The following is a 15,542-nucleotide window of genomic DNA, read 5'->3' on the forward strand; positions in this document are numbered from 1 at the left end:
TCGACACACTATGTGAAAGGAGGGGGAGCTGATGAAGTTCAAGAGAATAGGCGAGGATAAAATACGCTGCGTCATCACCAAAGAAGAAATGGAACAGAACGGCATGGAGCTTGGAGATTTCGTCAGTGACCAGGAAAAGACCCAAAGCTTTATCAGGGATATTTTAGCTGAGGCATGCGAGACTTTAGGTATGGAGACTCACGCCAAGGCTTATAGTGTTCAGATGACAGTTATGCCACAGGGCGATGTTGCATTACTTATATCCCCAGATTCAAGTTCAGGACTGGCAACTGCAATTGAGGAATTGAAGAAACATTTAACAGGTTTACAGGAGACACTTTCTACGACTAAGAATCCACCTCCTATTTCAGCCAGCACAGCTGATGTACCGGTGCAGAACGCAACAGTACTTAAGGACGAGAGAGACGAGGTTACAGATCAGTATCTTGATACACCGTTGTGGGCTATTCTTCCAGATTTGGATGCTGCTATCGAATTGTGCAAGCATGTTCCAAAGTATGAGGGAATTAAGAGCTCGCTTTACCGTTATGGCGATGATTACTATATCAAGCTTAACTTCCAGCTAACACGTCGCCAGATTTCAGCAGTGATTCTTGTTATTGCTGAGTTCGCAAGTCAGATGTTTACAGAGAGCTTTGATGGAGCATTTCTATTAGAGCATGGAGATCTTATAAGCGATGATTGCGTAAATGTTTTATCTCAGATTTAAATATGACTTTTTTAAATGGCACTTGGATTATTCCAGTGCCATTTTTTATTGGAAAATAAGCTTGGCAAAAAAAATTTAGAAAAGTGTTGACAAATGAAATTCGATTGCGTACAATCTATTCATAAAATCAATTGCGCACAATCGAATTAAACAATTAGAGAGTATTAATGATTATTTTAAGGAGGACAAGACAATGGGATTTTATGATTTATCAGTTGAGAAGTCAGATGGCACACAGCTTTCAATGGCTGACTTAAAAGGCAAGGTAGTTTTAGTAGTTAACACAGCTACAGGTTGTGGATTTACACCACAGTACGAGCCAATCGAAAAGATGTATGAGAAGTATCATGAGCAGGGATTTGAGGTAGTTGATGTACCTTGCAACCAGTTCGCAGGTCAGACACCAGGCAACGATGAAGAGATTCATGAGTTCTGCCAGCTCAACTACAACACACAGTTCCCTCAGATGAAGAAGGCTGATGTTAACGGTGACAATGCCATCGAGTTATTCAAGTATCTTAAGTCTCAGAAGGGATTTGAAGGATTTGGAAAGGGCCCTGCAGCTCTTGCAATGGGCGTAATGCTTAAGAAGATTGACAAGGATTACAAGAACAATCCTGATATCAAGTGGAACTTCACAAAGTTTGTTATTGACCGCGAAGGCAACGTAGTTGCACGCTTCGAGCCAACAGCTGACATGAAGAAGGTTGAGGAGTGCGTAGCAAGCCTCATGTAATACCACACCTGCCTGTTTAATACAGGCCATAATTTAACATTTTCAATAGAAAGTGTTTCCAGTTGTAATACAAATAGAATTTCTCCATATTTACTTATACAAAAAACATGTGGCATAGTCTTTTGAATCCCTCATTTTTCAAAAGCAGCCACATGTTTTTATTTGCTTAATCTTGACAGAATTAGTGAAGTAATGATATAAAATTAAAGTCTTTTTACATTTCAATTTTTATCTTTTTTCGGTTTTTCGAATTTACATCCCACTTGTTTTTATGAAAAATAGTTGGCTAAGTTAATATTGCTATTTAGGGAAAATTAATTGCATTATAAAATAGCGTAGTATTTATCTATATATCGAATAATTTTAAATAAAGGAGGTTTTGTTATTCAAACATATTTAGAAATTCATAGGAGAAAAATCTTAAAAGAAATAAAAGAAATCGAGCGAGAAATCAGAAGACTGCCTGAAGGCTCCCTGCAAGTACATGTAAATAAAAAATATTATCGTTGGTACCATGAGAAAAATGGTCAGACGAAATACCTTCCTAAAAAGGAATTTAATGTAGCAAGATTACTTGCTAGAAAGCAATACTTACTTCTTCGTAAAAATTATTTATTAGATCAATTATATTCAATTAATCACATAATCGATGCTTGTCTAGATTCAAAGATAAAACTAGATGAATTTATCTCATCAAGTCGTTTTTCTGCTTTACTTCAATCAACAATCCCTCAAAATAAACAAATAAACAATTGGAACAAACAAAGTTACGAGACTAATCCAAATTATAAGAGCCAACTGACATTTACATGTCCATCAGGAAATGTAGTGAGATCTAAATCTGAGGTGTTTATCGATATGGCTCTGCATCAGAAATCTATTCCATACCGATATGAATGCAAACTTTTAATCGGAGATAGAGAATTCTACCCGGATTTCACATTAATACATCCTTTGACAAAAGAAATAATTTATTGGGAGCATTTTGGAAAAATGGACGATGCAGATTATGCCAATAAAGCTATGGCTAAAATGAAGCTATATCATTCTGCAGGGATTATACCTGGGAAAAACCTCATCATCACTTTTGAAACAAAGGATAGGCCATTTACTTTTAATGATGCGATGGCGGCACTGGTCCAGTATGGACTGTGATGAGAATCCTAGTGAATATGGTAGATGTTTGGCGTTTGGTAGGAGAGTTTTAGGAAATGTTTTTATTGAGAGGATAGTTGTTGAACACTGGATTGCATTTATGGAGCGGAGCTTTGTCCCTTTGTCTGTGGATTCTGCAGAAAGCTATTGTTTGCGTTAGCCACGGACAATTTTTGGAGAGAAGAAGTGGTTTTTGTCCGCGCAACGAGTGTAAAGCTTATTTTTAAGTTAGTCACGGACAAAAAAACGCGATTTTAAGAAAATTATGTCTGTGGAAAAAGAGAAATCAAGACGTATCGACAGGCGGCGGACAAAAACAGGGAGAATGCAAATGAAATTGTCCGTGACTGGCGAGAAATCAAGGCATATCGCGAGATGACGGACAAAAACAGAGAGAATGCAAATGAAATTGTCTGTGACTGACGAAAAATAGCAGGAATAGAGCTGTCGACGGAAACGACTGGAATGGATAGAAGAAAAAGTCCCCCAAAGAAAAAGTTTTGGGGGACGTAATTACTAAAATGATGTATTTTATCGATTCTTTATTAACTTAATGATTCCCTTGATGATGCCACGGACTACGGCGAAGATTAGGAACATGAGCATGAAGCCCCAGACACCGAATACAATGTCGTTGAAGTCCATGACGCCTGTGTGGGTAACTTTTTGACCGATTTCAATGGCAAATGTAAGCAGGATAATAAGTGTGAAAACATAAATCCAGCTGATGGCAAGAACATGACCGCTCTTTGCCAAAAGAGTAAAGAGTGGGTGCACGATAAAAATCATAATCATGCCAATTACACCGATTACAATGAAATGAAGCTGCTTGTCAGTGAAATTTGCCTCGTATGAATCGTTTAAGGACAAAAAGTACGTATGGAAGTAAGTAATTATGTCAATAATGCCATATAAAAAATTGTTCATAAAATGTCTCTCCTGTGTTACAATCATCCCAACAGATACTCTAATTTCATAGGGAGGATATTTATTATGGGTAACGTAATAGTAGCACAATCAGGTGGCCCGACTGTGGCTATCAATGCCAGTCTTGCTGGTGTAATTGAAGGTACAATTGGTTCAAACTACGATAAAATCTATGGATCGATTAATGGCATCTTGGGTATTCGAGATGACAATATAATTGATTTATCTGCTATCGTGGCTTCAGACCCTCATTTCTTAAAGCGTTTAAAGACAACTCCAGCTATGTATCTAGGTTCATGTCGTTTTAAACTTCCAGCCATTGACTCTGGTGACCCTATCTATAATACATTATTTGAACAATTTAACAAATACCAAATAGAGGCATTTTTCTATATTGGCGGCAATGACTCTATGGATACAGTAGACAAGCTTTCTGCATATGCAGCACAGATTGGCTCTGATATTAGATTCGTTGGCGTGCCAAAGACAGTTGATAATGACCTTTGTGTAACAGACCACACACCAGGTTTTGGTTCAGCTGCAAAATACATTGCAACTTCTACAATGGAAGTTATTTTCGATGCACAGATTTACGACAACCCAAGTGTTACTATTATCGAGGTAATGGGACGCGATGCCGGATGGCTTACAGCTGCAACATCCCTTGCAAAGACAGAGTGTTGCGATGGTCCTGATCTTATCTATCTTCCAGAGGTTGCATTTGATAAGGAAAAGTTCATCCAGGATGTTAAATCAATTCTCGGAGAAAAGACCAATGTTGTTGTTGCAGTTTCTGAGGGAATAAGAGATGCTCAGGGTGAGTATATTTCTGCATCAACAGGCACACTTGATAATTTTGGTCATGCTCAGCTTTCAGGTGCTGGCAAGACATTAGAGTATCTTGTAAAGGACAAGCTTGGCGTTAAGGTTCGTTCAATCGAGGTAAATGTTCTTCAGAGAGCAGCAGCTCATATGTCCAGCCTTACAGACATCAATGAGTCAGAGGCAATTGGCAAAAAGGCTGTAGATATTGCTGAGGAAGGTGTTACTGGCGCAATGGTTACAATGGAGCGTATCAGCAATGCACCTTATGAGATAAAGTTTGATTATGCAAAGATTCATGACATTGCAAATGAGGCTAAGGAAGTACCTCAGGATTGGATTAATCCAGAGCACAACGGTGTTACAAAGGACATGTTAATGTACCTTAGACCGCTTGTAATTGGTCTCCCAGATGTGGAGTACAGAGATGGACTTCCAGTATTCGTAACTAGATAAATATGTTGCAATAAAATACAAGCCTATGTTGCACGGTGGATTATTAAGGTAATCTACCGTGCAATTTTTTGTTAAAAATACAGAAAAAAATTAAAAGATACAGCCCCAAGCATTAAATAGAATAGTATTTGTCAAAATGAAGATTGATTAATAAAGTTCTTATTTTCTAATAGTTTTTAAAGGAGTCTAAAATTATGGGAAAAGTCAATTTAATCATTGATGGCAAAGCTATTGTGGCAGATGAGTCAAAGACTGTCCTTGAGGCAGCTCTTGATAATGGAATCTACATCCCTCATCTATGTCATCATGATGATTTACATCCAAATGGTGGATGCCGTCTCTGTGTGGTGAAACAGGACGGAGTAGACGGTGTGATTACTTCATGCTCAACCAAGGTAAAAGAGGGTATGGTGATTACAACAAAAGATGAGACAGCTGAAAAGGTTAGAAAGCTTTCAGTGGACTTGATGTTTAAGACTCATCCAAGTGAATGTGTAGGTTGCCCAAAGTATGGCAAGTGCCAGCTGGCATCTATCTCACAGTATGTAGGTGATTCTGGCAGAGACCTACGTCAGCAAAAGTTACCTCTTATTGAAAATGAAGAAAATCCATTGATGCTTCACGAAATGTATCGATGCATTCTCTGCGGTAGATGCGTGCGAGCATGTTCTGAGCTTCGCGGCGTGGGGGCCCTTAAATTTGAAAAAGTTGATGGCAGAATGAAGGTTGTTATTAACGGTAAGAGCCTTGAGGATGCAGGCTGCCAGTTCTGTGGAGCTTGCGTTGAGGTATGTCCTACTGGTTCAATCCGTGACAAGGTTGGTGTATTCAAAGATGACCCAGGCCTCAGCCGTGAAATGACACTTGTTCCTTGTAGCGAGGGATGCCCTGCACATATCAATGTGCCTAAATACATTAGATTTATTAAGGAAGGCAACTTCCCAGCTGCAGCAGCAACAGTTCGTGAAAAGGCGCCATTTCCAGAGTCACTTGGATACATATGTGTTCATTCATGCGAGCTTCAGTGTAAGAGAAATCATCTTGATGGCCCACTTTCTATCAGAAATCTAAAGAGATTTGCAGCTAGTCAGGATGATGGTAGCTGGAAAGCAAATGCTTTCATGAAGGAATCTACAGGCAAGAAGGTGGCTGTAATCGGCGCAGGTCCTGCAGGACTTACAGCAGGATACTATCTTAAGAAGCTTGGCCATGAGGTAACCATTTTTGAAAAGCTCCCACAGGCAGGTGGACAGATGAGATATGGCATTCCTTCTTATAGACTTCCTAGAGAGGTTCTTGATAGAGAAATCGCTGAAATAGAGTCAATCGGAGTGGAAATCAAGTGCAATCAGGATGTTAAGTCGGCAGCCGAACTTAAGGCTCAGGGCTACGATGCAGTATTCGTGTCAGTTGGAACTCATGCCGGTAACAGACTTCCACTTGAGGGCAATGATTTACCAGGTGTTTATCTCAATGCAGATTTCCTCCGTTCTATCAACCTAGGAAAGCCATTTGAAGTAGGTGAGAATGTAGTTGTTCTCGGTGGCGGAAATGTAGCAATAGACTGTGCTGAGTCGGCACTACGACTTGGTGCTAAGCATGTAGTTATGACATGTCTTGAGGCTCCAGATAAGATGACTGCTTCTGAAGAGGAAGTTACATGGGCCAAGGAAGATGGAATCATAGTTGAAAATTCACGTACATTCGATGCAATAGAGTCAGAAAATGGCAAGGTGACAGGCCTTACTGTTACTGGAATAGAGGGACTTAAATTTGGCCCTAAGGGACCTGAGTTTACACGAATCCCAGATTCCACAGTTACTTTCCCTGCCGATACAGTTATTTTTGCTGTTGGCCAGCATCCTGACATTACAGAGGAATTTGGTCTAGAGCTTAACAGAGGACGTATTGCTACAAATGATGGTCATAAGACATCGGTGGAAGGCATTTATGCAGCAGGTGATGCTGTTACAGGAACACGTTCAGTTATTGCAGCTATTGCAGAGGCTAGAGAGGCTGTTTCTGAAATAGATAAGTTCCTTGGCGGTGATGGAAATATTGAAGAAAAACTTGCGCCAGAGCAGATAGCTAATCCTTGCATTGGAAAAAATGAGAACCTGACAAAGACTCATAGAAATGAGCCAACAGTTACAGAAGTCGATGCTAGAAAATGTAACTTTGAGCCTATGGATTTGGGATTTGATTGCAACAAGGCAGGTTGCGAGGCAAGTCGTTGCCTACAGTGTGACCTTCGAGTACAGATTTCTCCACAGAAATTCTGGAGTGATTTTTTGGCAGAGGAAGGAGGTCAGCAGTAATGAAGAATTTATTAGTTGTTAGTTGCGTAAGTGATGATGTAAAAGCACCTCTTTCAATGTATATACTGAAGAATTTTACAGCTGATGTTGTGACAGGTGTTGACAAATATTCAAAGGAGTTTGACGCTGAAACAATCTATCTTCTTCCAGAAGGCGAAGATGTTTCAGGCTTGAATGGAGAGATTGTTCATACAAGCCAGATTTCTCCAACTCTTAATAACCCATACTCAGTTGCTCAGGTTTTATCAGGCAATTTGCCTCGTCCTATGATTCAGGATGACTATGTGGCAGTGTACGATGGCAAGGCGGTATCCGTTATTACACCTGAGGCGGCATACGGTATGACTAAGGGATTTGAGGAAAAGTTCGTTGCCATAAACAAGGGTGAGAATACTGAAATCAAGAAGGTAAATGTAGGCCAGCCAGTTGGAGAATTAGCGGCTGTTGATGGTGCCAAGGCAGTACTTTTTGGCGGTTTAAAAGGTAAGTTTGTTTCAGGCTCTGAGGCTGCAAAGCTTAAAATTGATGAGACAGAAAAATTCAGCTCTATAACAATTTATGATGAGAGCGAATGTATTGTGGATGCATGTGTTCAGCTGATGAATAAAGCATACGAAATGTCCTGTGGCAAATGTGTTTTATGCCGTGAGGGCACATCACAGTTCAAGCAGATTGTGACAGAGATGACAACCGGCAAGGCGAAGATGTCTGATTTGGACCTTATCAAAGAGGTATCAGAGCTTATTTCAATCGGAGCATATTGCCCATTTGGCCAGAGCATGACAAAGCCTCTTACGTCAGCAATGGAACTTTTTGCAGATGAGTTTGAGGAACACATCAAGAAAAAGTCCTGCAAATGTGGCAAGTGCTACAAGCAAGCAGAGCTTTACTATATTGATCCAGACGAGTGTATCGGATGTGGTGAGTGTATTGATGCCTGCCCAGAGGATGCAATCGAAGGAAAAGATGGATTTATCCATATAATTGACCAGGATCTTTGCGAGCAATGCGGCAAGTGCGTATCAGCATGCGACGAAGGCTGCATTAAAACAGCCACAAAGCTTCCTAAGCTTCCAAAGAAAAAAACAAAATGCGGTAAATGGTGAAAGGAAACCCGTGCAACGAAAGCTTGTCTTTTATTGCACGGGTTTTTTCTGTCCTTTTTTTGAATGCAATAATAGATAAAGATTCAGGAACTTGATAGAAGTTGTATGTAGCCTGTGATGATACATTAATAGCAAGAAAATAAGAACCATGCACGAGCAAAATGCTTGGGTAAACTAGTGATTTTGCTTGTGAATGAGAATTAGAAAGATCGTTTTAAAGGAGAAGAAAATGGAAAACTTGAAAACACAGATAGTTGTCATTGCAGGTGGTCCATCTGGTATGTCGGCAGCGGTTCAGGCAGCTGAAGATGGAGCAGAGGTCATTGTAATTGAAAAGGCAAACATCACAGGTGGTGCAGCTAACATGGGTATGGGCCCACTTGGTATTGGAACAAAATATCAGCAGGAGCAGATGATTGATATCACTGTTGAGAAGGCATTTAACATGTTTATGGATTACACACATTACAATGTTGATGCACGACTCATCAAGCGATATTTCGAGCAGTCTGGCGAGACAATTGAGTGGTTAGAAGATATGGGCGTTGAGTTTGAAGGCGCTTTCAAATATTTCCCACAGTCAGAGGCTACATGGCACATTGTAAAAACAGGAAATAAAATCGGACCACGTGCAGCTGGTCATATGAATAAGGCTCTTCTTAACAAGGCTCAGGAGCTTGGCGTAAAGGTTCTTCTTGAGACAGCTGGTAAGAAGATTTTGAAGGATGATGAAGGCAAGGTATGCGGCGTTGTTGCAGTTAACAAAGATGGTGAGGAATTCACAATTGAATGTCAGGCAGCAATCATCGCAACAGGTGGTGCTGGTAACAATCCAGAGCTTATAAAAGAGGAAATCGGCTTAGAGTTTGGCAAGGATGTATTTAACTTTGCTATTCCTGGTCTTATGGGCGATGGCCTTAAGATGGCTTGGGAGGCAGGTGCTGATCACCTTCCAGTTAGAATTGAGCAGGCATGTGATGTAGGTGGCGGCGAGGAAGCTTCTGCATCAGTTAAAAACGTGCTTAGACAGCCAAACCTTCTCGTTAACAAGTTTGGTAAGAGAATCATGAATGAAGAGTTCATGCAGAATACAACATACCTTTCAAATGTTGCTATGCACCAGAAGGACAAGACAATTTACTCTATCGTAGATTCTTCAATTGTTAAGTCATACATCAAAAATGGCGTAGATGTAACTAGCCTTGTTACTCCAGATCCAGATGTATCTGATTTCAATGAGGGAATGGAGGAGCTTCTTGCAAAGGGTTCAAAGAACTTCTTCAAGGCAGATACTATTGAGGAGCTTGCTGAGCAGATTGGCATTGACCCAGAGGTTCTTGCAGAGACAGTTGATGATTACAATGATTACTGCGAAGGCAGAGATGAAGAGTTCTTCAAGAACTACAGATTCCTTCGCAAGTTAAAGAAGGGGCCATTCTACGCAGGTGCTTTCCATCCAGGCGGATACGGAACAGTAGGTGGAATTCGTATAAACGAAAATTGCGAATGCTGCGATAAGGACTTTATGCCTATTCCAGGACTTTATGCTTGCGGTGCTGATTCATGCAACATTTACGATGACAGTTACATGTTCTTGCTTCCAGGTAACTCAATGGGATACGCAGTCAACACAGGACGTATCGCAGGTATGGAAGCTGCAGAGTATATTGAAGATTAATAACGAAAGCTGAGAACACTGGTTACGGCCACAAGCCTTTGATTCTCTCTGCTCGACAACACGTCTCGCTTGAGAGAACAAAGAGCTTGATGCCTACCAGTGAATATAGCGTATTGATGAGCTTGTAGTTCACAATCTCTGAGATCTCTGCAAGTGACATTTAGTCACTGAAAGAGATACTCAGGATTGTGAATGTAACAAGCGGACTATTAGGGAGGAAATAAAAATGGCAGGAAGACCTATATATAGACCATCCAGCTTTAAGAATGTAGAGCGCGACGGCAATGTAGTTGGTTTTTCATTTGATTGGAAAGCCCAGTACTATCGTTCTTTTACCCTTTCAATTTTAAGAGATTTGGTAATTAAAGTAGATGGTCAGGAATATAACAGAGACGATATTAGTATTACAGTAAACGGGGCTACATTTACACTTGAGGAATGTAGAACAGTGGTTGATCCAGAGTATAGATGGGAATTTGGTGAGTACGCAACAGTTACAGTATTAAAAGAGGGCGGCCTTTCAAAGGGTAAGCATTACATCGAAGCAGTACAGAAAATTGCTCCTTCATATATGCCATTCGTGATTGAGGCTCCATGTAACACAGAATTCGAAATATAGTCAGGAGGACAGATAAATGAGCGATATTAAAAGATGTGTGTCTCTATATAGCTATCAGGACGAGTTCTATCTTGGAAAGCTTGATTTAGAGGGATGCTTGAGGGAGACAGCTGCAACAGGAGCAACAGGTGTAGAGCTTCTTGCAGAGCAAATGATTAGAAAATTTCCACTTCCAATTGAAACTAAAGATTTCAGAGACCAGTGGTTTGAGTGGATGAAAAAATATAATCTTACACCAGCATGTTATGATGCATTTTTGGAGAACCATATTTATGACAACCGTACTCTCACTTTAAAAGAGCAGGTTAACATGATGAATAGAGATATTCGTCTTGCTTCACTTCTTGGATTTCCAGTGCTTCGTACATTGGTTTCGACTCCAATGGATGTGATCGAAGGAAGCTTGCCTTATGCAGAGGAGATGGGTGTAAAAATCGGTCTTGAAGTACATGCACCATTCTCGCTTAATTCAGGCTGGGCAGATGGATACATGGAAATGATTAAAAGAACAGGCACAAAGTTCTTTGGATTTGTTCCAGATATGGGTATCTTCTGCAAGAATATTCCTGATGTTGTCCGTGACAAGGCTCGTCGTCACGGCGCAAAGGAAGAGTGCATCAAGATTGTTGATGATGCATATGCAAAGCGTGTAGCTAACGGATTTACAAAGATTAAGTATGACCTTAACCTTGGTAAGGCAAATATGGAATACCGTATGGCAAATGGAATGGCAGAAATGATGGATGCTGTAAAGGCTGCAGGTGGTGGCCCAGCGGATTTAGAGTATGCAGGTTCTTCATTTACATATTCTTGGTCAGAGCCACAGGATATTATCGACAACATCGATTATATTTTCCATACACATGCTAAGTTCTACAATGTGCACGAGGACCTTGAAGAGACAGCTGTTGCTCTTCCAGAGGTAATCGAGGCTTACAAGAAAGCTGGTTACACAGGATTCTTAAGTTCTGAGTATGAAGGTGGAGAACACCTTAGAGCTGATTTAGATGTTGACAGTATTGAGCAGGTACGTCGTCATCAGGCAGCCATGAAAAAGTACATAGGAAAATAATTCAAACCAGTATTTAATAATTGCCTAGAATGCCACAAATACAAGGCTTCGAGGTGATTGATTAGAGGGGGAAGTAATTTACTTCTCCCTTATTTCTGTTGTATAATGTTGTCCTAAAGATAGGAGATACTATGAATAGTTTTAATCAATTCAAAGTTAACATATACAGAGATATGTCTGAGTCCCAGCATCTGCATACAGATGTTGAGTTATTGTATGTCGTTGAGGGTAGTATCAACATCAAGATTAAAGATGCAGTTTTCACCCTAAAACGAGATGATGTTTTTGTTATCAACTCAAGTATTCAGCATAGTATTGAGACAGTGGAGAAGAGTATTGTCTGCTCTATTATGTATGATTATCAGATTTTGGTTCACATCCTTAAAAAGCCTAATAGCTTTTTTATGTGCAATAGTTCTGTGGACAAGTCCAAAAGCTACAACGAGATAATTAGACTATGTCGTGATGTAGTTTATCAGCATGTTGCATCTATTAAAAAGACAGACAGTTTGATGTATAGTATGCTCTACAAATTGCTTGATGAGCTTGTTGAGCATCACATGGTTGATGATACTAATTCAGAGATTTCCGAGAATCATGATGCTGATGAAAAGCTTCAGATTATTATTCATTATGTTCACACCAATTATCAGGACGGCATAAGTCTTTCTGATTTGGCAAAGCAGATGTACACATCTACATCTACGCTTTCTCGATTGTTTAAAAAGCAGACAGGGACCTATTTTGCAGAGTATGTAAATCAGGTTCGCACTCGTTATGCAATAGATGAGCTTTTATATACAGAAAAAAATATGACTAAAATAGCCATGGATTGTGGCTTCTCAAATGCCAGTGCATTTACCAAGGTATTCAGAGAAATCTACAACATGGCACCAACTGAATATCGTCAAAAGATGAAGGGCAATGTGAAAGACGAAGTCCAGGTGGATGAGGATATCAAGGAAAAAATTCAGGCTGAGTTTAAGCGCCCAGAAGAGGACGAGTATCAAGTGGCTCCAGTTGAAACGGTTGTTGATGTACAGAACACAACTGAGCTGAAGCGCTGCTGGAACAAGCTTATAAATGTTGGCTTTATCCATGATGTTCTCAGGGCTAATACTCAGTATCACATTGAGTATCTCCACAAGGAGTTGGGATTTACCTATGCCAGAATCTGGATGGTATTTAACTCAAAGACTATGGTTTCTGATGGAGTTACTGTAGGTAATTACAACTTCGACATGATATTCGAGGCCCTTGATTTTCTAGTTGACCATCACATCACTCCTTGGCTTGATTTTACTAATCGACCATATGCCAATGTGACCAATTCGGAGGAATCTGCTTGGTTTGAGGACATTCGCATTGTCTACAAGGACAAGAGAGTTTGGGAGAATTTATACAAGCAGTTTTTCAAAATGCTAGTTCGTAGATACGGAGAAAAGGAAGTCTCTAAGTGGAGATTTGAAATTGGCTTAGAGGGATTCCATTCCGATTATGATACTTTCTATATCCTTGATGGATATGATTTTATAGACGTATATGAGTTTATTGCCCAGACTGTTAAAAAGCTGGTTCCAGCTGCCCAGGTAGGTTATTCCGCAGGCCCTGGTATTGAGGGACAGGTGTCGTTTGACACTATTCTTACCAAGCTTAGAGATTGCAAAGTACAGCCGGACTTTATCTCGGTAATATTATTCCCATATATTCCAAAGACAGTGTCGGGATTAAATGGGGGCAAGGCTCAGTTTGTGCGCTCTCAGGATCGTGACTTCGAGGGCAATGAGCTAGAGCGTATTGGCAAAGCCTTTGATAAGCTAGGTATTCCTAGAAATAAAATTGTTATTTCTGAGTGGAACCTTACATGTTCTAATCGCAACTATCTCAATGACAGTACATTTAGGGCTTGTCTATTTATCAGAAACATAGTTAAATTTGCTGCGGATATTGATGTGTGGGGACTTTGGTTTGCCTCAGATTGGCAGTGCAATTCATATTCAGCCAGAAATGTTATTAATGGAGGCGGAGGACTGCTCTCAAAAGATACCATTAGAAAGCCTATTTTCTACGCCATCAAAATGATTAATCATTTAGGTAGTCAGGTGGTGGCCAGAGGAGAGAATTTCATGGTTACTAAGCTGGCAGCAGATGAGTTCCAGATTGTATGCTTCAATTTGAATTGGTATAATTCCAGCTATTTTATCAATGCTGAAAATCAGGCTACAGTTGCCGAGGCCAAAGCATATTTTGACCAGAGCAGCACCAAGAAAAAGATAGTTATAAAGCTTTCGGGAGTCAGCGAGAATAGTGGCTACTATGTAAAGCGAAGAAGTGTTAATAGCAACCAGGGTTCTATCATTGACGAATGGGGCAAGTTTGACAACGATGAGAAGCTTGAGAGGACTGAGATTAAATATCTTCAGGAGATGTGTGTTCCACAGCTTTCTAGGACAAAGGTACAGTCCAAGGGCCACATGCTTACACTTGAACTGGAGTTAGAGCCACAGGAATTTTGCATGCTCCACGTTCTTCCGGAATACTAAAAGCAGAGGGGAGGGCCCCACTTGCAATAAAATACTATATTTGATTGCGGTGATTTTTTCCAAAATAATTGTCTTTGCAACAGATAATAAAATATTGAAAAGCTAATAAGAGAATATAAATAAGAAAGTCGGTATATTTTATGTAGATAAAAGATATCGACTTTTTTTATTTATATTTATAAAGGAGAGACATATGGAAACTATCAGAATTGGTATCATAGGCCATGGTTTCATGGGCCATGAGCATGAGTCAATGCTCACACGCCTTGATGGCTACAAGGTAGTTGGTATTTCAGATATCGACCCAAAGCAGCTTGAAGACGTTAAAGAGGGCATAAAAAGATATGCTAACAATGAGGAGATGTTTAATGATCCTGAAGTTGATGTGGTTATCATTGCTGCAAACAACAATCAGCATCATGACCTTGTTATTCAGGCGGCAAAAGCCGGAAAGGATATTATCTGCGAAAAGCCGGTAGCTATGAATCTTGCAGAGCTTGATGACATGGTAAAGGTTGTAGATGAGTGTGGTGTTAATTTCACAGTTCATCATCAGAGACGCTATGACAAGGATTTCCGTACAATGAAAAATGTATTTGACAGCGAGACTCTTGGTGATGTTTATTCAATCAAGAGCAGCTTATACGGCTTCAACGGAAATATGCACGATTGGCATGTTTACATTGCAGAGGGCGGCGGAATGCTATTTGACTGGGGTGTTCACCTTATTGATCAGATGCTTTGGATGATGCCTGGTGCAAAGATTAAATCCGTATTTGCGGATGTAAGAAATGTAATCAACTTTGAGGTTGATGACTATTTCAAGATTCTTATGAAATTTGATAATGGAATTATGGCAGAGGTAGAGCTTGGCACATATTTCCTTACTGACAAGATGGACAACAAGTGGTTTGAACGCCACTGGATTATGGGTGGAAACAAGGGTACGGCTTACCTTGATGGATTTGACCCACAGGGTGCTATCGTTCGCACCAATGGACTTCTACAGAATGTAGGCGGTCAGCGTACTATGACAGCAGCGGGCCCAACTCGTTCATTTGGTCCACCACCAGAGGGCAAGCTTGTAACTGAGCCACTTCCACTTGCAGACACAACTCATGAGGATTACTTTGAGAACTATCGTAAGGCATTTGATGGCCAAGAAGAATTCCTTGTAAAAATTCCTGAGACAAGAAGAGTTCTCAGACTTATGGAGGCTGCTAGGGAGTCAGCTCGCACAGGCAAATCAATTGATTTTGAATAGTAGACATTAAGTTGGTTTTGACCACAAACTTGAGGCATTTTACATAGCTAAAAGGGTTTGTGGTCGGCCAACTTTTTTAGTGCAACAATTTACCCCAAAACGTTGTTACTCCTGAT

Annotated in this window: 12 protein-coding genes; 11 read left to right on the forward strand and 1 reads right to left on the reverse strand. The window is 40.2% G+C overall.

What is annotated here, in order from left to right; translation table 11 throughout:
* Window positions 1-31: 31 nt before the first annotated feature.
* The 3 genes from F0Q01_RS11490 to F0Q01_RS11500 all read left to right on the forward strand — a co-directional run bounded on the left by F0Q01_RS11490 (window position 32) and on the right by F0Q01_RS11500 (window position 2,621).
* Complete coding sequence (locus F0Q01_RS11490) at window positions 32-730, forward strand: adaptor protein MecA (protein ID WP_090155097.1); 699 nt, start codon at window positions 32-34, stop codon at window positions 728-730.
* Window positions 731-923: 193 nt separating this feature from the next.
* Window positions 924-1,466, forward strand: coding sequence for a glutathione peroxidase (locus F0Q01_RS11495; protein ID WP_090155094.1), 543 nt, complete (start codon window positions 924-926; stop codon window positions 1,464-1,466).
* Between the two features lie 828 nt (window positions 1,467-2,294).
* A complete protein-coding gene (locus F0Q01_RS11500; protein ID WP_090489504.1) occupies window positions 2,295-2,621 on the forward strand; it encodes a hypothetical protein in 327 nt (108 codons plus the stop codon).
* A gap of 531 nt (window positions 2,622-3,152) precedes the next feature.
* Here the strand turns inward: F0Q01_RS11500 and F0Q01_RS11505 are convergent.
* Entirely contained in the window at window positions 3,153-3,548 is a 396-nt protein-coding gene (locus F0Q01_RS11505) for a hypothetical protein (protein WP_090489502.1), read from the reverse strand.
* A gap of 66 nt (window positions 3,549-3,614) precedes the next feature.
* Between F0Q01_RS11505 and F0Q01_RS11510 the strand changes: the two genes are divergently transcribed.
* The 8 genes from F0Q01_RS11510 to F0Q01_RS11545 all read left to right on the forward strand — a co-directional run bounded on the left by F0Q01_RS11510 (window position 3,615) and on the right by F0Q01_RS11545 (window position 15,426).
* Window positions 3,615-4,826, forward strand: a complete 1,212-nt coding sequence (locus tag F0Q01_RS11510; protein WP_090489501.1) for a 6-phosphofructokinase — start codon at window positions 3,615-3,617, stop codon at window positions 4,824-4,826.
* Between the two features lie 194 nt (window positions 4,827-5,020).
* Window positions 5,021-7,144: an FAD-dependent oxidoreductase gene (locus F0Q01_RS11515; RefSeq protein ID WP_090489499.1), complete on the forward strand. Its 2,124-nt coding sequence runs from the start codon at window positions 5,021-5,023 to the stop codon at window positions 7,142-7,144.
* On the forward strand, window positions 7,144-8,250 hold the full coding sequence (locus F0Q01_RS11520) for an NADH-ubiquinone oxidoreductase-F iron-sulfur binding region domain-containing protein (RefSeq protein WP_090489497.1): 1,107 nt from the start codon (window positions 7,144-7,146) through the stop codon (window positions 8,248-8,250). Before F0Q01_RS11515 ends, F0Q01_RS11520 begins: the two co-directional genes overlap by 1 nt.
* A 229-nt stretch (window positions 8,251-8,479) precedes the next feature.
* The gene (locus tag F0Q01_RS11525) at window positions 8,480-9,928 is read left to right on the forward strand and encodes an FAD-binding protein (protein WP_090155083.1); all 1,449 of its coding nucleotides are present in this window, start codon (window positions 8,480-8,482) and stop codon (window positions 9,926-9,928) included.
* A gap of 226 nt (window positions 9,929-10,154) precedes the next feature.
* A complete protein-coding gene (locus F0Q01_RS11530; protein WP_090155081.1) occupies window positions 10,155-10,547 on the forward strand; it encodes a C-glycoside deglycosidase beta subunit domain-containing protein in 393 nt (130 codons plus the stop codon).
* A 16-nt stretch (window positions 10,548-10,563) separates the two neighbouring features.
* Window positions 10,564-11,619, forward strand: a complete 1,056-nt coding sequence (locus F0Q01_RS11535) for a sugar phosphate isomerase/epimerase family protein (RefSeq protein ID WP_090155079.1) — start codon at window positions 10,564-10,566, stop codon at window positions 11,617-11,619.
* 131 nt (window positions 11,620-11,750) lie between these two features.
* Complete coding sequence (locus F0Q01_RS11540; RefSeq protein WP_090489495.1) at window positions 11,751-14,162, forward strand: GH39 family glycosyl hydrolase; 2,412 nt, start codon at window positions 11,751-11,753, stop codon at window positions 14,160-14,162.
* Between the two features lie 193 nt (window positions 14,163-14,355).
* Window positions 14,356-15,426 (forward strand): Gfo/Idh/MocA family protein, encoded by a 1,071-nt coding sequence (locus F0Q01_RS11545; protein ID WP_090489493.1) that lies wholly within the window; start codon window positions 14,356-14,358, stop codon window positions 15,424-15,426.
* Window positions 15,427-15,542: the final 116 nt, after the last annotated feature.

Source organism: Pseudobutyrivibrio xylanivorans, from assembly GCF_010906925.1.
Taxonomy (GTDB): Bacteria; Bacillota; Clostridia; order Lachnospirales; family Lachnospiraceae; genus Pseudobutyrivibrio.

Coding starts and splice junctions, on each gene's coding strand:
- F0Q01_RS11490 (WP_090155097.1), top strand. CDS start 32: ATGAAGTTCAAGAGAATAGGCGAGGATAAAATACGCTGCGTCATCACC.
- F0Q01_RS11495 (WP_090155094.1), top strand. CDS start 924: ATGGGATTTTATGATTTATCAGTTGAGAAGTCAGATGGCACACAGCTT.
- F0Q01_RS11520 (WP_090489497.1), top strand. CDS start 7,144: ATGAAGAATTTATTAGTTGTTAGTTGCGTAAGTGATGATGTAAAAGCA.
- F0Q01_RS11515 (WP_090489499.1), top strand. CDS start 5,021: ATGGGAAAAGTCAATTTAATCATTGATGGCAAAGCTATTGTGGCAGAT.
- F0Q01_RS11545 (WP_090489493.1), top strand. CDS start 14,356: ATGGAAACTATCAGAATTGGTATCATAGGCCATGGTTTCATGGGCCAT.
- F0Q01_RS11525 (WP_090155083.1), top strand. CDS start 8,480: ATGGAAAACTTGAAAACACAGATAGTTGTCATTGCAGGTGGTCCATCT.
- F0Q01_RS11535 (WP_090155079.1), top strand. CDS start 10,564: ATGAGCGATATTAAAAGATGTGTGTCTCTATATAGCTATCAGGACGAG.
- F0Q01_RS11510 (WP_090489501.1), top strand. CDS start 3,615: ATGGGTAACGTAATAGTAGCACAATCAGGTGGCCCGACTGTGGCTATC.
- F0Q01_RS11530 (WP_090155081.1), top strand. CDS start 10,155: ATGGCAGGAAGACCTATATATAGACCATCCAGCTTTAAGAATGTAGAG.
- F0Q01_RS11505 (WP_090489502.1), bottom strand. CDS start 3,548: ATGAACAATTTTTTATATGGCATTATTGACATAATTACTTACTTCCAT.
- F0Q01_RS11540 (WP_090489495.1), top strand. CDS start 11,751: ATGAATAGTTTTAATCAATTCAAAGTTAACATATACAGAGATATGTCT.